This window comes from Pseudonocardia sp. OZ21 (assembly GCF_059359135.1).
Genome location: NZ_JCADBN010000017.1, coordinates 50,968 through 72,398, shown reverse-complemented (window position 1 = coordinate 72,398; position 21,431 = coordinate 50,968). Strand labels below are relative to the sequence as shown.

Annotated in this window: 1 protein-coding gene; it reads right to left on the bottom strand. The window is 76.2% G+C overall.

All coding sequences use genetic code 11. The annotated features are described in order from the left end of the window. Positions 1–6: 6 nt before the first annotated feature. Positions 7–21,417, bottom strand: a complete 21,411-nt coding sequence (locus AC5L35_RS30465; protein ID WP_495063174.1) for a non-ribosomal peptide synthase/polyketide synthase — start codon at positions 21,415–21,417, stop codon at positions 7–9. Positions 21,418–21,431 lie beyond the last annotated feature (14 nt).

Below are 21,431 nucleotides of genomic sequence, written 5' to 3'. Positions count from 1 at the left end.
ATTAAGTTAGGCAAACCTTTGCTCCAGGTCGTCCAGGATGCGTGACCACTCCGTGACGAGCTCCTCCAGCTCCGCCCCGGAGGGGCCGTCCGGGGCCGCGATCCAGCGCGCGGTGAGGACCGGCCCGTCCGGCCGGTCCGCCACCCGGACCAGCACGCTCAGCGGGAACTCCGCGGGCCGGTCGTCCCCCCAGTCGGCGAAGAGTGCGTCGTTCTCGACGACCGTGGCCCAGTCCGTCGCCTCGGCCCGGGTGAACCGGCCCTCGTAGTTCAGGTACACCTCGGGCAGTGCCGTCCCGGCGAGCAGCGCTGCGGTGCGGGGGTTGAGGTAGCGCAGGCCGCCGTACCCGGCGCCGCCGTCGGGCAGTGCCGCCCGGTCGTCACGGACCCGGGCCACCGCCGCGGCGAGCGCGTCCGGTTCCACCGCACCCGGGTCCACCCGGACCGGCACGACGTCGGCGAGCCAGCCGACCGTGCGGGTCAGGTCGGCGCCCTCGTCGGCCGCGTCTCCGGAGTGCCGGACCTGCTCCGGGCGCCTGCCGTGCCCCTGCAGGGCGATCTGCAGCCCGGTGCCCTGCGGTCCGGCGTCGTGGCCGGTCCACCGTGCACGGCAGCGCGCCACCGCCACCGCGAGCGCGGTGACGAGCACGTCGTCGATGCCCGCCTGCATGGCGACGGGCACTGCGGACAGCAGGCCGGCCGCCGGCCTGCTTCGCTCGACCGCTGCCTGGGCGGTGCCGGGCGGGCGGGACGCGAACGGCGGTGTGGGCGCGCCCAGCAGCCCGGTCCACAGCGGTAGCTCCGCCTCGCGCTGCGGGCTCGTGGCGTCGGCCGCGACGCGGGCGGCCCATTCGCGGTAAGGCACCGGAACAGGCGCCGGACGACCCGCTCCGGACGCAGCGACCGCGAGGTCCTCCAGCAGGATCCGCCAGCCCACGCCGTCGACGACGAGGTGGTGCAGCACGAGCAGCAGGCGTCCCGGCCGGTCGGCGCCCGCGTCGAACCAGACGGCCCGGAGCATCCGTCCCGCCTCGGCGTCGAGCCGCTCGTTCGCGGCGCGGGCGTGCGCCAGCACCTCGGCGGCCACCGGTTCCGTGGCCTCGACCCGGAGGATGACGTCCGCCGCGCGGACACTCCCCCGCGGCGCGACGTCCAGGTACCACTGCCCGTCCGCGGGACGCACCAGCCGGGAGCGCAGGGCCTCGTGCGCGTCGAGGACGGCCTGCAGGGCAGCGGCGAGCCGGTCCGCGGACAGGCCCGCGGGCACCGCCAGCAGCACCGGCGAGCCGAGGCCTGCGACCGGCAGCCCGGAGTCACGCAACGCCGCCAGCGCCGGAGTGGGGGCGGTGGGGCCGGAGTCGTCGGTGTCCGCTGCACCCGTCGTGGTGGCGAGGTCGGGCAGGGCGGGCACCTCGATCGGCGCGGCGCGGATGTCGGGTCGGGCGTCCCCGTCGAGCACCGCGGCCAGCGCGGCCGGGGTGCGGTGGGTGAACAGCTGCCGGGGCGAGATCTGCAGCCCGGCCGCGCGGATCCGCCCGACCAGGGCGATGGCGACGATGCTGTCGCCGCCGAGGGCGAAGAAGTCGTCATCGGCACCCACGGCCGGCAGGTTCAGCGCCTCCGCAACCAGGCCGCACAACAGTTCCTCGCGGGCGGTCGACGGCCCGCGACCGGTGGCGGCGCCGAGGTCGGGCTCCGGGAGGGCGCGCCGGTCGAGCTTGCCGTTCGGGGTCAACGGCAACCGGTCGGCCAGCACCGTCACCACGGCCGGGACCATGTACTCCGGAAGCCGCTGCGCCACGCCGTCGCGCAGGGCGCGGGAGTCCAGGTCGGCCCCGGGCGCCGCCACGGCGTAACCGACCAGCCGGGCGGTCCGGGCTGCGCCGTGCACGACGACCGCAGCCTGCGCCACGCCGGGCTGCTCGCCGAGCACGGCGGCCACCTCGCCCGGCTCGATCCGGAAGCCCCGGATCTTGACCTGGTCGTCGGCGCGGCCGAGGTGTTCGAGCAGGCCGTCGGCGCTCCAGCGGGCGCGGTCCCCGGTGCGGTACATCCGCTCCCCCGGCGCGCCGAACGGCGAGGCGACGAACCGCGCCGCGCTCTGGCCGGGGCGGCCGAGGTAGCCGCGAGCGAGCCCGCGACCGGCCACGTACAGCTCCCCGACCACGCCGGGCGGCACCGGCTGCAGCCGCGCGTCGAGCACGTAGGCGCGCGTGTTGGGATCGGGCACGCCGATCGGCACGGGTCCGGGCCGGGCCGGGTCGGCCCGCCAGAGCGTGGAGTTGACGGTGGCCTCGGTCAGCCCGTACGCGGCGAAGAGCCGCACCTTCCCGGCCCACCGCGGCACCAGGTCGGGCGGCACGGTCTCGGTACCGACCAGCACCACCGCGTCGGCCGGCAGCTCGCACTCCGGCGGGAGCGCCGAGACCAGCGACGGCGGCAGCACCATGTGCGTGATCCGCTGCGCGGCCAGGAAGTCGGTCAGGGTGTGGTCGGCGGTGCGCACCTCCTCCGGCGCCAGCACCAGCGTGGCGCCGGTGCACAGCGCCATCGCCAGCTCGAACGCGGCCACGTCGAACCCGACCGAGGCGAACTGCAGCACCCGCGACCCGGCGTCCACGCCCATCCGCTCGACCGCGGTGGCGACGAGGCTCGCGATCCCGTCGTGCGGGACGGCGACGCCCTTCGGACGCCCGGTCGAGCCGGACGTGAAGATCACGTAGGCGGTGTGGTCGAGCCCGGCGGGCTCGCCGGGCAGCCGGTCGTCGGCGGCCGGGGCCACGAGCTGCGCGGCGACCGCGGGCTCGTCGAGGAGCACCGTCGGCACCCCGTCGACCACCGGCAGGTCGTCGGCCACGGCGACGGTCGCCACCACGAGCGCCGCGCCGGAGTCCTCGACGAGTGCGCGCAGCCGCTCCGCCGGGTGCTTGAGGTCGAGCGGGAGCCACGCGGCCCCCAGCCGGACCGCGGCCAACACGGTGGCGACCATGTCGGCGGTGCGCGGCACGGCCACGCCGACCACGTCCTCCACCCCGACGCCGTGCTCGCGCAGCAGCAACGCGATGCGCCGCGACCGCGCGTCGAGCTCCGCGTATCCGACCTCCCGGTCGCCGTCGACCACGGCCACCGCGTCCGGGCGCGCGGCCACCTGGTCGGCGAACAGCGCGCCGAACGTCCGCTCCGGCACCGGGTGCGCCGTGGCGTTCCAGGTGTGCAGCACGCGCTCGCGTTCCGCTGCGGTCAGCACGTCGACGGACCCGACGGGCACCTCCGGGTCGGCGGCGACGGCGGCCAGCACCGCCGTGAACCGGTCGGCGATCTGCTCGACGGACGTCCGGTCGAACAGGTCGGCGCTGTACTCGAGGGTGCCCGTCAGCCCGTCGGGCACCTCGGCCACGTTCACCGACAGGTCGAACGTCGACACCGCGCGCTGCACGGGCTCCACCTCGGCCGCCAGGCCCGGCAGCTCCGGCGCCTGCCCGGTGACGCCGCTGAGGTGCACGACCATCACCTGGAACAGCGGACGCCGGGCCAGCGAGCGTTCCGGGTCGAGCGCCTCCACGACCGCCTCGAACGGGACGTCGGCGTGGTCGAAGGCGGCGAGGTCGGCCTCGCGGACCCGGTCGAGCAGCTCCGCGAAGGTCGGGTCGCCCGACAGGTCGGTGCGTAGCACCACGGTGTTGAGGAAGAAGCCGACGAGGTCGTCGAGCGACGGTTCGCCGCGCCCGGCCACCGGGGAGCCGAGCGGGATGTCGGTGCCCGCGCCCATGCGGTGCAGCAACACCGTCACCGCGGCGTGGACCAGCATGAACATGCTGACACCTCGGCGGCGCGCCACCTCACGGAGCCGACCGGCGATCGCGGCGTCCACCGTGAACGGGACCGTCGACCCGACGTGGCTCAGCTCGACCGGCCGCGGCCGGTCGGTGGGCAGGGCCAGCTCGGTCGGGAGGCCGGCCAGTGCGCGGCGCCAGAACGCCAACTGGTCGTCGGCGACCGCGGCCAGGAGCCGCTCGTGCCAGGCCGTGTAGTCGGCGTAGCGCACCGGCAGCGGCGCCCAGCCGGGGGCCGCACCGGCCGCGCGCGCGGTGTAGGCGGCGGCGAGGTCCGCCACCAGCGGGCCCGTCGACCACTCGTCGGTCGCGATGTGGTGAACGAGCAGCAGCAGGACGTGCTCGGCGGCAGTACCGGCATCGGTCAGCCGGTAGAGCCGCGCCCGGATCGGCAGTTCCCGGTCGAGCGCGAAGCCGCGGTCCACCTCGTCGTCGACGAGCGCGCCCAGGCCGGCCCGGTCGCTCTCGACCACCGGCAACGGGACGTCCGGCGCCGGCAGGACCTGCTGGAAGGCCGTGCCCCGGCTGTCCGGGAACACCGTGCGCAGCGGCTCGTGCCGGTCGACGACATCGCGCACCGCCGCGGTGAGCGCAGCGACGTCGAGCGGGCCGCGCAGCCGCCAGGCCACCGGGACGACATAGGTCGGGTCGACGCCGCGCAGCTGGTAGTGCAGCCACATCCGGCGCTGGGACGCCGACAGCGGCAGCCGGTGCCCCTGCTGCGCCGCGGCGGTGAGCGCGGGCCGCACCGGGCCCGGCCCGGACGCCGACACAGCGCGCTCCAGCAGCTCCGCCAGCCCGGCCGGGGTGGGAGCGTCGAACACCGCCCGCGGGGCCAGCTCGACCCCGGTGGCCGCCCGGATCCGGCCGACGAGCCGCATCGCCGACAACGACGTGCCGCCTGCGCCGAAGAAGTCGTCGTGCACACCGACGGTGTCGACCTGCAGGACGTCCCCGACCAGTGCGCAGAGCACCGCCTCCCGCTCGGTGCGGGGGGCCTCGATGCTCGCGCCGGCCACGACGTCGGGAGCGGGCAGTGCGCCGCGGTCGAGCTTGCCGTTGGGGCTGAGCGGCAGCGCGTCGAGCACGACGAGAACGGCGGGCACCATGTGGGCGGGCAGCCGGTCCGCCACGTGCGCCCGCACGGTGTCGGGGTCGGCTCCCGAGCCGGTCAGGTAGCCGACGACGCGCGGCTCACCGGCGGCGGACTCGTCGAGGACGACGGCGGCCGCCGTCACGGCCGGAGCCGCGAGCAGCGCCGCCTCGATCTCCCCGGGCTCCACCCGGAAGCCCCGGATCTTGACCTGGTCGTCGGAGCGGCCGAGGAACTCCAGCTCACCACCGGGCAGTCTGCGGGCGAGGTCACCGGTGCGGTACATCCGCTCGCCGGGACGTCCGTGCGGGTCGGCGACGAACCGCGACGCGGTCAGGCCCGGTCGCGCCAGATAGCCGTGCGCGAGCTGGACGCCCGACAGGTACAGCTCACCGGCCACGCCGTCGGGCACCGGTTGCAGGTGCAGGTCGAGGACGTGCGCGTCGGTGTTCCAGATCGGCGTGCCGATGGGGACCCCGGCACCCGTCGTGCCCGGCGCGTCGGCGTACCGGGTGACGTCGACCGCCGCCTCGGTCGGGCCGTACAGGTTGTCGAGACGCACCCCGGGCAGCAGCTCGCCGAACCTCCGGGCCGTGGCGCCGGGCAACGCCTCGCCGCTGCAGACGACACGGCGCAGCCCCGTGCAGCCCGCCGCGTCCGGGTGGGCCAGGAACTCGGTGAGCATCGACGGCACGAAGTGCGCCGTGGTCACCCGCTCGCGGACGACGAGTGCGGCCAGGTAGGCGGGGTCGCGGTGGCCGTCGGGGCGCGCGACCACCAGCGCGGCGCCGGTGAGCAGGGGCCAGAAGAACTCCCACACCGAGACGTCGAAGCTCGACGGCGTCTTCTGCAGCACGCGGTCGTCCGGGGTGAGCCGGTACTCGTCCTGCATCCAGGCCAGCCGGTTGACGATGCCGGCGTGCGGGACGACCACGCCCTTCGGCCGGCCGGTCGAGCCGGACGTGTAGATCACGTACGCCGGGTCGGCCGGACCGGCGGGACAGGCCGGCCGGGGCGCCGCTCCGGTCGGGGCGAACCCGGGCTCGTCGACGGCGAGCACCGCGCCGATGCCCGCCGGCCACGGCGTAGCGGCCCGCAGCGCCATGGTGGTCAGCACTGCGGCGGGCGCGGCGTCGGCGAGCATGAACGCCAGCCGCTCGGCCGGCAGGTCGGGGTCGAGCGGGAGGTAGGCCGCCCCGGCCCGCACCACGGCGTGCAGCGCCACCACCAGCTCCGCCGAGCGGGGCAGCGCCACCGCCACCAGCGCGCCGCGGCCGATCCCGCGAGTGGCGAGCTCCCGCGCGAGGGCGTCGACCCGCCGGTCGAGCTCGGTGTAGGACAGCCGCTGCGGCTCCCCGTCGCCGTCGACGACCAGGGCGAGCGCCTCGGGGGTGCGGTCGGCCTGCTCGGCGAGCAGCTCGGGCAGGGTGGCGGCGGGGACGGCCACCGCCGGTCCGGTGCCGGCGCCGAGTGCGCCCACCCGTTCCGCGGGGGTCAGCAGGTCCAGCGCGCCCACGCGCCGGTCGGGGTCGGCGCCGACCTGCTCCAGCAGCCGCACGAGCCGGTCCAGCAGTGCGCTTGCCGCGTCGGTGCCGAGCCGGTCGGTGGCGTGCTCCAGCAGCAGGGTGACCGAGCCGTCGCCGAGCCGCTCGGTGAGCGTGACGTGCAGGTCGAACTTGGCGTGCACGGTCTCCGGGTCGTAGGGCCGCGCCGGCAGGCCCAGCAGCGTGTCCGGCTCCGGCGGCACCTGGTGGTAGCCGCTCATCACCTGGAACAGCGGGTTCCGCCCGGCCTCGCGACGCGTTCCGAGCGCGGCGACGACCCGTTCGAACGGGAGGTCGGCGTGGTCGAAAGCGGCCAGGTCGGTGGCCCGGGTGCGCGCCAGGAGGTCGGTGAACGTGGGGTCGCCGGACAGGTCCGAGCGCAACACCAGCGTGTTGACGAAGAACCCGACCGAGCCCTCCAGCGCGGCGTCGGAACGCCCGGCCACGGGCACCCCGAGCGGGATGTCGTCGCCGGAACCGAGCCGGTGCAGCAGCGCGGCGGTGGCGGCGTGGGTGAGCATCGACATGCTGGTGCCGGTGCGCGCGACGAGCGCCCGCAGGGCGGCCACCGCCGGTGCGGGCAGCTTCCGTTGGACGCGGCCCCCCGTGCCGTGGCGGACCGCGGGACGCGGGTGCTCCACCGGCAGCGGGATCTCCTCGGGCAGCCCCGCCAGCGCCTCGGTCCAGAACGCCTCCTGCTCGGCGCCGAGACTCGCGAGCAGGTCGGCCTGCCAGAGCGTGTGGTCGGCGTACTGCACCGGGAGCGGGGCGAGGTCCGGGCGCGCCCCGGCCCGGCGCGCGGCGTGGGCGGCGTCCAGGTCGGACAGCAGGGGCCGGTCGGACCACTCGTCGGTGGCGATGTGGTGCAGCACGAGCAGGAGCACGTGCTCCGGCCCGCCGTCCACGGCCAGCAGGACGGCCCGCAGGGGCAGGTCGGCGCCCAGGTCGAAGCGCCGCTCCACCACCGCGCGGACCCGCGCGGTCAGCGCGCCCGCCGCGACCGGCGAGACGTCGAGCGCGGGCGCGGCGGCCGGGTCGGTGGCCGGCAGGATGCGCTGGAAGGGCACGCCGTCGTGCTCGGCGACGACGGTGCGCAGCACCTCGTGCCGGGCCGTGACGTCGGCCAGAGCCGCCCGCAGCGCGTCGACATCGGGCGCGCCGTGCAGCCGCACCGCCAGCGGGTAGTGGTACGCCGACGCGCGCTCCGGCCCGTCGGCCAACCGGTCGAGCAGCCACAGCCGGTGCTGCGCCGACGACAAAGGCACGCGTTCGGGCCGCTGCGCCGGGACGAGCGCGGGCCGCGCCGGGCGGGCGCCGCCGACGCGTTCGGCGAGCCGGGCCACCGTCGGGGCCTCGAAGAGGTCCCGGATCGCCAGCTCAGCGCCCAGTGCAGTGCGCGCGCGGCCGATCAGGCGGGTGGCCAGCAGCGAGTGGCCGCCGAGGGCGAAGAAGTCGTCGTCTACCCCCACGCCGTGGTCGGCCCCTTCGGCGCCACGCACGTCGAGAACCTCGGCGAACAAGGCGCACAGCGTGCGCTCCACCGCGCTGGCGGGCGCGCGGCCACTGCCGCGGCGCACCACCGGTTCGGGCCCGGGCAGCGCCGTGAGGTCGAGCTTGCCGTTGGCGTTGATCGGCAGTTCGTCCAGCACGACGAACGTGGCGGGGACCATGTAGTCGGGAAGCTGCGCGCCCAGGTCGGTCCGGAGCCGGGCGGTCAGCTCGCTCGCGCTGCGCGCGGCGGTCGGGTCGTTGGCGACGCGCCCGCCGTCGGCCGGGAGGTAGTCCCCGGCCAGCGGCCCGTCGCCGGTGGCGAACACGGCGTCGACGGTGCCCGGCTGGGCAGCGCACCACGTCACGTGCAGCCGGTAGCCGAGCCGCTCGGCGAGCTCGTGCAGGTCCTCCTGCTCGATACCGCTCTGCTGGGTCAGGGCGGCGCGGGCGGCGGTCACGTCGCCGTCCCGCAGCGCCGCGACCGCGGCCAGCTCTCCGGCGAGGCGGGCGTCGGGCGCCCGGCTCACCCGCAGCAACGCGGGCCGTTGCCGCTCCAGGTGCGCGGCCAGCCCGTCGAGGTCGGCGAGCTGCACGCCCCAGATCAGCGTGGGCGCGGCGGCGAGCGACCGGACCTCCGGGGCCCGGTGCAGGACGACGTCGTAGCGGTGCCGGGTGAGCTCGTTGACGTGCCGGCCCCGGCGGGTGCGCACCGACGCGGTGGTTCCGGGCAGCTGTGCGGCCAGACCGGTGAAGAAGTCCGGTGCGAGCACCAGTTCCTTGTCCATGGTGATCGCGCGCTCGACCGCCCGCTGCCTGGCCGCGGCGTCGTCGTCGGTGCGCCCCAGCTGGACCGCCGTGTGGAAGGCGTGGAGCACCGCCAGGTTGCGCACGTCGCCGACGAAGAGGGCGCCGCCGGGCGCGAGCAGCTCCAGCGCGCCGCGCAGCACGCGCTCGAGGTAGCCCGCATCGGGGAAGTACTGGACCACCGAGTTGATCACGATGGTGTCGAAGAAGCCCGCCGGAAGGCCGTCGAGGTCGTCGGCGGGACGGCAGCGCAGCTCGACGTGGCCGAACCGCTCCTCGTCCCCGGCGAGGACCTCCCGCAGCTTCCCGATCACGGGGGCCGCGAGGTCGGTGCCCCAGTACGCCTCGCAGTCCGGGGCCAGGCGCCCCAGCAGCAGGCCGGTGCCGACCCCGATCTCCAGCACCCGGCGCGGGGCGAGCTCCCGGATCCGCTCGACGGTGCGCTCCCGCCACTCCCGCATGTCGGGCACCGGGATCGGCTCACCGTCATAGCTGGAGTCCCAGCCGGAGAAGTCCTCGTCGACCACGGCGGTGGGGATCTCGGTGTACTCGTCGCTGTAGACCTGGTTCCACTCGCCGACCTGCTGCGCGCCCAGCTCGGCGCGCACGTCGGCGGGCAGCGCGGCGGGCACGACGTAGCCGACGAGGCGGGTCAGCCCCGCGTCCCCGGGCTCCCGCTGCGGCACGACCGCGGAGCGGGCGACGAGCGGATGCCGGTCGAGCACGGCGCTGACCTCCGCGGGCTCCACGCGGTAGCCGCGCACCTTCACCTGGTCGTCGGTGCGGCCGAGGAAGTCGAGGATCCCGTCGGGGCGACGGCGCACGAGGTCGCCCGTGCGGTACATCCGCCCGCCCGCCCGGTGCGGGTCGGCGACGAACCGTTCCGCGGTGAGCTCCGCCCGGTTCAGGTAGCCGCGGGCGAGGCCGTCCCCGGCGATGTAGAGCTCGCCGGGCACGCAGTCCGGCACGGGACGCAGCCAGCCGTCGAGCACGTACCCGGCCGTGTTGCGGATCGGCCGCCCGACGGTGGGGGTCGCGCTGTCCGTGGTGCCCCCGCCGAGGGTGTTGATCGTGTACTCGGTGGGGCCGTAGAGGTTGTAGCCCGCCGTGTCGTCGGTGTCGCGCAGCCGGTTCCAGACGGTCTCGGACACCGCCTCGCCGCCGAGCATCACCAGCGCCGGACGGTGGCGGCGCTCGTCGCGTTCCAGCAGGCCCTCCGCGAGGAGGTGCTGGGCGTAGGTCGGGGTCACGTTCACCACGTCGATGCGGTGGGTGTCGCAGTAGGCCACCAGCGCCTGCGCGTCCCGGCGCAGCGTCTCGTCGCAGACGTGCACCTCGTGCCCCTCGACGAGCCAGAGCAGCTCCTCCCACGACATGTCGAAGGCGAACGACACCGTGTGCGCGATCCGCAGCCGCCGCCCGCCCGCCGCCGCCACCGTGGGCGCGAAGATCTCGGTGCGGTGGTTGTGCATCATGTTCGTCAGGCCGCGGTACGGCGTGACCACGCCCTTGGGGCGGCCCGTCGAGCCCGACGTGTAGATCACGTACGCCGGGTGCAGCAGTCGTCCCGCCCGGTCCCGGGAGAACGCGCCGAGGTCGGCGTCGTCGATCACCGTGGGAGCGAGGGTGGCCAGCTCGGTCCGCGCCGCGAGGGTGTCGATCAGGAGCAGCGGTGCGGTGCCGGCGAAGCGGTCGCTCACCCCGCTGGTGGTGACCAGCAGCAGCGGGTCGGCGTCGGCGAGGATCGCGGCCAGCCGGTCGGTGGGGTGGTCGAGCTCCAGCGGTAGGTAGGCCGCGCCCGTGCGCAGCACCGCGAACAGCGCGACGACGGTGTCGACGGAGCGCGGCACGCCGATGGCCACCACCCGCTCCGGCCCGGCACCGTGGGCGAGCAGGAGCCGCGCCAGCCGGTTGACCCGGCCGTCCAGTTCCGCGTAGGTGAGCCGCTGGTCCCCGCACACCAGCGCGAGCGCGTCCGGCGTGGCCGCCGCCTGGACGGCGAGCAGGTCGGCGACGGTGTCGACGTCCTGGGGGCCCTGCGGCCCGGCGGCCATACGCTCGATCGCGGCGCGTTCGTCCCCGCGCAGCACCGGCACCGCGCCGACGCGGGTGTGCTCGGCGGTGGTGGTGAGCGTGTCCAGCAGGCCGACGAACCGGGCGAGCAGCGCCTCGGCGTACTCGTCGTCGACGACGTCGGACCGGTACTCGAGCCGGACGCCGATCTGCTCCCCCGGCGCCACCACCAGCGTCAGCGGGTAGTGGGTGTGGTCGAGGCTGCTGCCGCCGGTGATCCCGAACTCGGACTGCGAGCGGGTGCTCGCCGTCTCGTCGATGAAGTTCTGCAGGACGAAGAGCACGTCGAACAGCTGCGCCTGGCCTGCGGCCCGCTGCACGGCACCCAGGCCGAGGTGCTCGTGGTCCATGAGGTCCAGCCGCTCGTCCTGGGCGCGGCGCAGCAGCTGGGCCAGGGTCTCGCGCGGGTCGAGCGTGACCCGCACCGGCACCGTGTTGAGGAAGAGCCCGACCACCTCGTCGAGACCGGGCACCTCCGGCGGGCGACCGGCGACGGTGGTGCCGAATACCACGTCGGAGCCGCCGGTGACGGCGCCGAGAACCAGCGCGAGCGCGCCGGTCAGCACGGTGTTGAGGGTGACGCCGTTGCGGCGCGCGAGGTCACGGACGGCCCGGGCCGAGGCGTCGGGCAGCACGGTGGCGCGCCGCCGCGGCCCGACCGGGGCGAGGCCACGGGCCGCCGGAACCAGCACGGTCGGTTCGGTGAACCCGGCCAGCGCATCCCGCCAGGCGCGTTCCGCTGCCGGGACGTCGCGCTCGGCCAGCCAGCGCAGGAAGTCGCGGTAGTCGCCCGCCGGGACGGGCGTGGCCGCGGCGCCGTGGTGGTAGAGGCCGAGCAGCTGGTCGATCACCAGCGCGCCCGACCAGCCGTCCCACAGCAGCACCTGCCGGTTGATCACCAGCCGCGACCGGTCGGGGCCGAGGTGGATCAGCAGCAGCCGCCACAGCGGGGGGCTCGCGACGTCGAAGGGCCGGGTCCGGTCCTGCGCGGCGAGCTCCGCCGCCCCGGCGATGCGCTCGGGCTCGGCCAGGTCGCCGAGGTCGACCTCGGTGAGCGGCGCGTCGAGCGCCGCGGCCACGAACTGCACCGGCGAGCGCAGCCCACCGTCGGTGAACCCGGCACGCAGGGTGGGGTTGCGTGCCATGAACTCGACGGCCGCCGCGCGCAGCCGGGCGGCGTCGAGGCGGTGGTCGAGGTCGAGGGAGAACTGTGCCGTGTAGGCGTCGCTGCCGGAGTCCAGCGCGGCGTGGAAGAACAGGCCTTCCTGCAACGGGGACAGCGGCCACACCTGCTCCAGCCCACCGGGACACAGCGCGCGGACCCGCTCGAGCTCGCCGTCCGGCAGGTCGACCAGGTCCACCAGGTCGGCCCGGTCCGCCGCATCCGCGGGCGCCGCCGCGTCGGCGGAACCGGCCACCAGCTCGTCCAGGGCGGCCACGAGGTCCGCGCCCAGCCGGGAGACCTCGGCCGCAGGCAGCACGTCGACCAGGTGGGTGAGGCGGATCCGCAGCCGGGGGCCGTCGCCGGTGTCCTGGCACACCGCGTTGACCATGAGGGCGTACGGGACGCCGAGGTCGTCGTCGGGGCGGTCGTCGAGCAGATCCGACTCCGGCGCCACCGTCCACGGCCCGGGGCGCGCGTCGACCCGGCCGAGGTAGTTGAACAGCACCTGCGCCGGTGCGGTGGCGGCCAGCAGCGGGGCGGTGCGGGCGTTCGCGTACCGCAGGAGGCCGTACCCGAAGCCCCCGTCCGGCGCGGCGGCCAGCGCCTCGGTGGCGCTCGCGAGTGCGACGGCCGGGTCCGGGTCGGCGGTGAGCCGGACGGGCGCGACGGAGGTGAACCAGCCGACCGTGCGGGAGAGGTCGGTCTCGGCGGTCAGGGGCTCGCGGCCGTGGCGCTCGAGGTCGACGAGCAGCGCACCGGGCCCGCGACGGCGACCCACCGCGGCCGCGAGTGCGGCCGCGAGCACCTCGGTGACCCCCGTGCCCGCGGTGGCAGGCACGACGGTCAGCAGGGGTGCGGTGGCGGCCGGGGACAGCTCGACGACGTGGTCCGCGGTGCCTGCCGCGGTGCCCGACGCCGTCACCCCCGCCACGAGGTCGGCGCCCGGCGCGGCCGTGGCCCGCCAGTGCTCCAGCTCGCCGAGGCGGTCGTGGGCCCGTTCGGCGGCGGCCCTGGCGAAGGCACGCAACGAGGTCCCGACCGGAGCCGGCGTGCCACCGGCGAACGCGACGGCCAGATCCTCCAGCAGGATCCGCCAGGACACCCCGTCGACGGCGAGGTGGTGGGCCACCAGCAGCAGCCGCCCGGGTTCGGCGGTCCCGGCGTCGAACCACACGGCCTGCAGCACGGCACCGGAGTCGGGGTCGAGCCGCCCGGCCGCGGCGGTGGAGGCCTCGGCGATCGCGGCGCGCAGCGCGTCGGGAGCCGGCCCGGTGACCTCGACCCGGCGCAGCACATCGGCCGCGGACACGGCGCCGGGCTCCCGGACGTGCAGGTCCCACAGCCCGGGCGCGTGCCGGGTGAGGCGCAGGCGCAGCGCGTCGTGGGTGTCGAGCAGAGCGGCCAGTGCGGCTTCGAGGCGGTCGAGCGTCGCCTCGGCGGGCACGGTGACCAGCATCGACTGCCGGAACCGGCCGATCGGGCCGCCCCACGAGGCGAACCGCTCCACGATCGGCAGCGGCGGCACCGCCCCCACCCCGTCGGAGCCCACCCCCCTCCCCGCGAGTCGCCCGTTCTGGGCGTGCGAGTCGCCCGACCCGGCCGCACCAACGCCCGCGAGTCGCCCGTTTTGGTCGGCCGAGTCGCCCGGTTCGGGCAGCAGCTTCGCCAGTGCCGCGGGCGTGCGGTGACGCAGGACGTCGGCCGGGCTGACCCGCAGCCCGGCCCGGCGCAGCCGGTTGACCAGCCCGATCGCGAGGATGCTGTCGCCCCCGACGGCCAGGAAGTCGTCGCCGGGCCCCACCCGGGGCAGGTTCAGCACGTCGGCGAACGCCGTGCAGAGCAGCTCTTCCTGGGCGGAGGCCGGCGCCGTGCCGGTCCCGGTCCGGGTGCCGGACTCCGCGGCGGGAGTGGCGGCGAAGTCGGGCGCCGGCAGCGCGATGCGGTCCAGCTTCCCGTTCGCGGTCAGCGGCACCGACCCGATCGCCACCACGGCCGCGGGCACCATGTGCTCGGGCAGCCGCGCGCTCGCGTGGCCGCGCAGCGCGCTGCCGTCGACGCCACCGGCCACCCGCGGGACGACGTACGCGACGAGCCGTGCCGTGCCCCCGTCGCGTCGCGCCACCACCACGGCGTGCGCGACGTCGGGATGCTCGGCCAGCACGGCCGCGATCTCGCCCGGTTCGATGCGGAACCCGCGGATCTTGACCTGCTCGTCGGAGCGTCCGAGGTACTCCAGCAGGCCGTCGGCCGACCAGCGGGCGAGGTCACCGCTGCGGTAGAGCCGCGCTCCCGGAGGCCCGTACGGGTCGGCGACGAACCGGGACGCGGTCAGCGCCGCCTCGTGGAGGTAGCCGCGGGCGAGCTGGCCGCCGCCGACGTACATCTCTCCGACGACGCCGGGCGGCACCGGCTGCAGGTGCCGGTCGAGTACGAGCACGCGCAGGCCGGGGATCCCGCGCCCGATCACGCTCCCGGCCCGGGCGGCCACCAGCTCCTCGTGGACCACCTGGGCGGTGACGTGCACTGTCGTCTCGGTGATCCCGTACATGTTGACCAGCTGCGGCGAGCCGGCCGGGTGCCGGGCGAACCACGCCGGGAGCTGCGTCATGTCCAGTGCCTCGCCACCGAAGACGACGCACCGCAGGGCGAGGGCGGAACCCGGCGCGGCCGGCCCTGCAGAACTGGGCGACTCGCGTGGTGGAAACGGGCGACTCGCGGGAGTGAGCGCCGCGGCGAGCTGCGCGAACGCCGACGGGGTCTGGTTCAGCACCGTGACGCGCTCGCGCACCAGCAGGTCGCGGAACTGTTCCGGCGAGCGCGACACGGCATGGTCGACGATGACGAGGCGGCCGCCGGTGCACAGCGGGCCCCACATCTCCCACACCGCGAAGTCGAACGACGCCGAGTGGAACATCGTCCACACGTCGTGGTCGTCGAAGCGGAACAGGCGATCGGTCTGTCCGAGCAGCTGCACCACGTTCTCGTGCGGCACCAGCACGCCCTTGGGACGCCCGGTCGAGCCGGACGTGTAGATCACGTAGGCGGGGTGGGCGGGCAGCAGCGTGGCCGGCACGTCCAGCGGCTCGGCCGCGGCGAGCGCGCGGACGGTGGCGGGGTCGTCCAGCGCGAGCTGGGGCACCCGCGAACCGGGCGGGAGCTGGGCCCGGACCGACGAGGTCGTCAGCACGCAGGCGGGCGCGGCGTCGGCGAGGGTGCGGGCGAGCCGCTCGGGCGGGTACCCCGGGTCGAGCGGCACCGCCGCACCGCCGGCCCGGCTCACCGCGAGCAGGGCCACCACCAGGTCGGCCGAGCGCGGCAGGGCCACGCCGACCAGGGTCTCCGGCCCGACGCCACGCTCGGCGAGCAGGCGGGCCATCCGCCCCACCCGGTCGTCCAGGGCGGCATAGGTCAGGGTCGTGTCCCCGTGGGTGAGCGCGACCGCGTCGGGACGGCGGCGCGCCTGCGCCGCGAACAGCGCGGGCAACGTCGACGGCTCGACGTCGGCCGGTTCCTCGACGGTGCCGGTGAGCAGCCGGTTCCGTTCCTCGGCGGTGAGCACTTCCACCTGCGCCACGGGCGTGTCCGGCCCGGACGCCACGGCGTCGAGCACGCGCACCAGGCGGTCCAGCAGGACGTCGGCGGCCAGGTCGGGCGCGCCGCGGACCTGCAGCCGCAGCCGTAGCGCCTCGCCCGGCACCACGACCAGCGTCACCGGGTAGTGGGTGGCGTCGTGGCCCGACAGGCCGGTGACCTCGAGACCGCCGCGCCGGGCGGCAGCGGCGAGCGCATCGGCGTCGAGCGGGTAGGACTCGACGACGACCAGCGAGTCGAAGAGGTCTCCCTGTCCGGCGGCTACCTGGATATCGGCCAGCCCCAGGTGTTCGTGGTCCAGCAGCCCGGTCCGGCGGTCCTGCAGGTCCCTGGCGAGGTCGGCGAGCGGCTGCGCCGGGTAGAGACGGGCTCGCACCGGGACCGTGGTGATGGCCGGCCCGACCAGCGTCTCGACGGCGTCGAGCTCGGGGGGCCGGACGGCCGCGGTGGTGCCGAACACGACGTCGTCGCGGCCGGTGAGCCGACCGAGGACCACCGCCCACGCGGCCTGCAGCAGGGTGCTCGTGGTGAGCCCGCGGGCGCGCCCGAGGCTCTCCAGCGCGGCAGTGACGGTGCCCGGGACCTCGATCTCCGCCTGCTCGGGCTCCTCTGCGGTGGCTGCCGGCACCAGCAACGTCGGCCCCTCGACGCCGGCGAGCGCCTGTGCCCACTCGGCGCGCGCCGCTGCCGTGTCACGCTCGGCGAACCAGCGCAGCAGCGCGGTGAAGGGCACAACCGGCTCGGACGCTTGCTCGTCGAGGGCGGCGAGCAGTTCCCGCAGCAGTACCGGCATCGACCACCCGTCGAGCAGCAGGTGGTGGGCGGTGACCGCCAGCCGGGCGGTCCGTCCGGTGCGGACCAGCAGGATGCGCAGCAGCGGCGGCGCGGCCAGGTCGAACGGCACCCGCCGCTCGGTGGCGAGCAACCGGTCGGCCTCGTCGCGGTCGGCGGCGTCGACGACGGTGACCGGCGGGGTCACGCCGTCGACGACGATCTGTGCGGGGGTGTCGGAGTCGGCGACGAACGCGCAGCGCAGGTTCGCGTACCGCGCCACGAGCGTGGCCGCGGCCGCTCGCAGCCGCTGCGGGTCAAGCTCGCCGGCCAGGTCGACCACGTACTGGAGGGAGTAGACGTCCTCGGTGCCGTCGGCGGCCGCGGCCAGCGCGTGGAACAGCAGACCGCGCTGCAGCGGGGTGAGGGGCCAGACGTCGGACAGCGTGGGGTACGCGCGCTCCCAGCGTTCGACGTCGCTCTGCGCGGCGACGGCCAGCGTCAGGTCGGACGGGGTGCGACCGCCGCCGTCGGACGCCGCGATCTCGATGAGCGCCTGCTGCCACAGCTGCGCGAGCCGGGCCACCTCCGCATCCTCGAGCAGCCCGCTCGGGAAGGACCAGTGCGCCACCAGCCGCGGGCCGTCCGGCCCGTCCTTGGCGACGGCGTTGACGTCCAGCACCGCCGCGGCGGGCATGCCGGGCTCGGCGGTGGCGGCGAAACCGCCGGGGACCGGTGACCACGGCGCGCTGCCGCCGGAGAGCCTGCCGAGGTAGTTGAAGGCGAGCTGCGGGGCCGGCAGCTCACGCAGCACGGCGGCGGTGGCAGGGACCAGGTGGCGCAGCAGCCCGAAGCCGGCGCCGCGGGCGGGCAGCTCGCGCAGCCGCTCCTTCGTGTGCTTCACGGCGGCGGCGGCCGAGCCCGCCTCGGCCAGGTCGATCCGCACCGGGAAGCGGGTGGTGAACCAGCCGACCGTCCGGGACAGCTCGGCCCCGGGCACGAGGGTCTCCTCCCGCCCGTGTCCCTCCACCGACACGAGCACGGACGGCGCATCCACCTCGGCGCGCCAGGCCACCACGGCCTGGGCCAGCCCGGCGAGCAGCACGTCGCCGGTGGTGGCGTGGAACGCCGACGGCACCCGGACGAGCAGGGCCTCGGTCAGCTCGGGGGGCAGCTCCGTGCGGACCTCGGCCACCGTGGCCACGACGTCACGGGCGGGGTCGAGAGCCCGGGCGCCGATCAGCGGATCGGGCCCGCGCAGGATCGTGGTCCACCGGTCGAGCTCGTCCGCCCGGTCCGGCGCGTGTGCGTGCAGCCCGGTCGCCCAGCTCCGCAGCGAGGTGCCGACGGGACCCAGCACCGGCTCGCGGCCGTCTCGCAGCGCGGCCCAGGCAGCAGCGAGGTCGGCGGCGACGATCCGCCACGACACGCCGTCGACCACGAGGTGGTGGACGACCAGCAGCACGGACCCGTCGAGCAGCACGGCCTGCAGGACCACCCCCGAACCCGGATCGAGCCGCGCGGCGGCGGCCCGGCGCTCCTCCTCCACCGGGCGGGCGCCGACGTGGACGAGCGGCTCGGCGTCCCCCTGGGCCTCCACCTCCAGCGCCGCACCGGGACGGGCGACGAGACGGGCGCGCAGGGCGTCGTGCCGGTCGAGCAGCGCCTGCACCACGCGGACGAGGCCGGCCCGGTCGAGCCCGTCGGGCGCGGTGAGCAGCAGCGACTGCGCGTAGCCCGCGATCGGGGCGACGTGCCCCAGCAGTTCCGCGACGATCGGGGTGTCGGGCACCGCGCCGACGGCGGGGACGACCTCCGTCTGCGCGGTGTCCGCCCGGCCCGCCACGGCCGCGAGCGCGGCGACGGTGCGGCGCTCGAAGACGTCGCGCGTGGACAACGCCAGGCCGTGGGCCCGGGCCCGGCCCACCAGCTGGAGGGACACGATGCTGTCCCCGCCGAGTACGAAGAAGGAGTCGTCGGCCCCGACCCCGGCCACGCCCAGGACCTCGGCGAACAGGGCCGCGAGCCGTTCCTCCACCGGCCCGGCGGGCGCCCGCCCCGCACGGGGGCCTCGGTCGGGTGCGGGCAGGGCGCGCCGGTCGAGCTTGCCGTTGGGGGTGCTCGGCAGGGCGTCGAGTACGACCACCGCCGACGGCACCAGGTGCGCGGGCAGCCGCGCGCCGAGCGCGTCACGCAACCCCTCCGGGTCGGCGCCGGGCCCCACCACGTATGCCACGAGCTGTGGGCCCGTCGGGCCGTCGGTACGGGCGACCACCGCCGCCTGCCGGACCTCCGGCCGGGCCAGCAGCGCCGCCTCGACCTCGCCCGGCTCGATCCGGAACCCGCGGATCTTCACCTGCTCGTCGGTGCGGCCGAGGTGCACGACGGTGCCGTCCTCGCCGCGCCGCACCAGGTCGCCGGTGCGGTAGAGGCGCGCCCCTGCCGGTCCGAACGGGTCGGCGACGAACCGTGACGCCGTCAGCCCCGGCCGTCCCCGGTAGCCGCGGGCCAGCTGCCCGCCCCCGATGTAGAGCTCCCCCACGACCCCCACCGGCACCGGGTTGAGCGCGCCGTCGAGGACGTGGAAGCGCGTGTCGTACGCCGGCTCGCCGATCGGCACCGGACCGGTTCCCTCGCCCACGACGGTGGCACTGCTGTACACGCACGTCTCGGTGGGCCCGAACGCGTTGACGACCTCGTGGCCCGCGGCGCGCAGCCGGTCGGCGAGCGGGCGGGGCAACGTCTCCCCGCCCAGCACGATCGTCGGCGGGAGCGCGCGGGAACCGTCGGCGACGAGCGCGGCCAGCGCGGACGGCACCGCCGAGAGCAGCGTCGGAGTGCCGGACCCCGGCGCCACGGGTGCGGAGACCGCGGGATCGAGCACGTCGTCCACCACCCGCAGCACGCCGCCGCAGGCCAGTGGGGGGAACAGCTCGAGCACCGAGACGTCGAAGCTCAGCGAGGTGGACAGCACGGTGCGGGCCAGGCGCTCGGGGCCGAGCTGCGCGACCGCCCACTCCGTGAAGGTGGCAACGGCACCGTGCGGGACGAGGACGGCCTTGGGTGTGCCGGTCGAGCCGGAGGTGTAGATCAGGTGAGCCGGGTGGGCGGGGCGGCGGCGCCGGACGCGCTCCGCGTCGGTGAGGGGTGCGCCGCCGAACGCCGCGACGGTGGCAGGGTCGTCGAGGATGAGCGGGGTGGGTCCACCGCTCGGCAGCCGCACGCCGGCGGTGGTGAGCACCGCGGTGGGAGCGGCGTCGGTGAGCAGGAACGCGATCCGCTCGGCGGGGTAGGCGGGGTCCACGGGCAGGTAGGCCGCACCGGCCTTGTGCACCCCGAGCACGGCGACCACGAGATCCGCGGTGCGCTCGACCGCCAGCGCGACGACGTCCTCTCCGCCGATGCCGTCGGCGACGAGCCGGCGTGCCACGCGGTTGGCCCGCGCGTCGAGCTCGGCGTAGCTCAGTACCTCGCCGCCGCCCACGACGGCAGGCGCGTGCGGGGTGCGGCGGGCCTGCGCCTCCACCAGTTCCACCGCGCTGCCGACGGTGGCGGCGCCAGGCGTGGCGTTCCCGGACGTGGCCGCGCGCTCGGACTCGGTGAGCAGGTCGAGCCGGTCCAGCCGGGTGTCGGGCGCGGCGAGCGCCAGGTCCAGCAGCCGGACGAAACCGGTGAGCAGCCGGTGCGTCGCCGGTCCGCTCAGCGCGTCGAACCTGTGGACGGCCTCGACGAGCCCACCGGTCTCGGCCAGCTCCACGACAACGCTCAGCGGCAGCTGCGCCGTGCCGTTGTGCAGCGGTCTGCGGGTGGCGGTGCACTCACCGTCGCCGTCCGGATCGGGGAGGACCAGCGCCGACTCGGCGGCCGTGCGCACCCCGAACAGGACGTCGAACAGCCCGGTCACGCCGTCGGCGCCGGCGGCGCCCAGCTCACCCACCACCCGGCGCAGGTCGACGTCGGCGTGTGCGAACGCGTCCCGGCACGTCTCCACCGAGGCCGCGACGAGCCGGCGGAACGTGTCGGCTCCGCGCACCGCGGCGCGCAGCACGACGGTGTTGCCGAAGTAGCCGACCAGCGCCGCCGCCTCCGGCCGGTCGCGGTTGACCACCGGCGCGCCGACCACGACGTCCTCGGCGCCGGTGAAGCGGTGCAGCACCGCGGTGAAGGCGGCGTGCAGCACCATGAACGGGCTCGCACCCACCTCGCCCGCGAAGGCGCGCACCCGCTCGACCAGCGCGGTGTCCAGGGGCACGACGCACTGCCCGCCGTCGCCCGGCCGGGAACCGTCGGCCTCCGCGCGGGCGCCCGGCAGCGGCATCGGCTCGGGCAGGGGCGTCAGCCGCTCCCGCCAGTGGGCGAGCCCCTCGGGGCCCGGTTCGGGCGTGACGGCGTCGAGGTACTGGGGACCGTCGGTCGCCGGCGCAGGCTCGCCGCTCAGCGCGGCCCGGTACCGCGCGACCAGCTCGCCGAAGAACACCGCCCAGGACGCGTCGTCCCAGGCGATGTGCTGGGCGACCAGCACCAACACGTGCTCGCGCTCGCCCGTGCGCAGCAGCCCGATCCGCAGCGGCGCCTCGGTGGCGAGGTCGAAGACCCGGCCCGCCAGCTCCTGCGCGACCTCCTCGGTGCGGGCCGCCCGCTCGGCAGGCGACAGCGTCCGCAGGTCCTCCTCCGCCCACCCGGGGGCGAGCTGCGCGTGCACCACCTGCTCCGGCGTGCCGTTCGGGCGCCGCCGGTAGGTGGTGCGCAGCACCTCGTGCCGGGCCACCACCCCGTCGAGCGCCGTGCGCAGCGCCACCGCGTCGAGCGCCCCGTCGAGGGTGAAGGCCGTGGCCACGGAGTGGGCGGCGCGGCCCGACTCGGCGTCGAGCTGGGCGAGGAACCACATGCGCTGCTGCGCCGCCGTGAGCGGCTGCGGCGCGCCCGGTTCGCGCCGGACGCCTGCGGTGGGCTCCGCGGCCGGCAGCTCGTCGGCCAGCCTGCGGCGCAGGAGCTCCCTACGCAGCGCCCGCCGCGTGCTCGCGTCGGTCGGACCGTCCGAAGTCGCCTTCACGTGGGCTCCCTGCT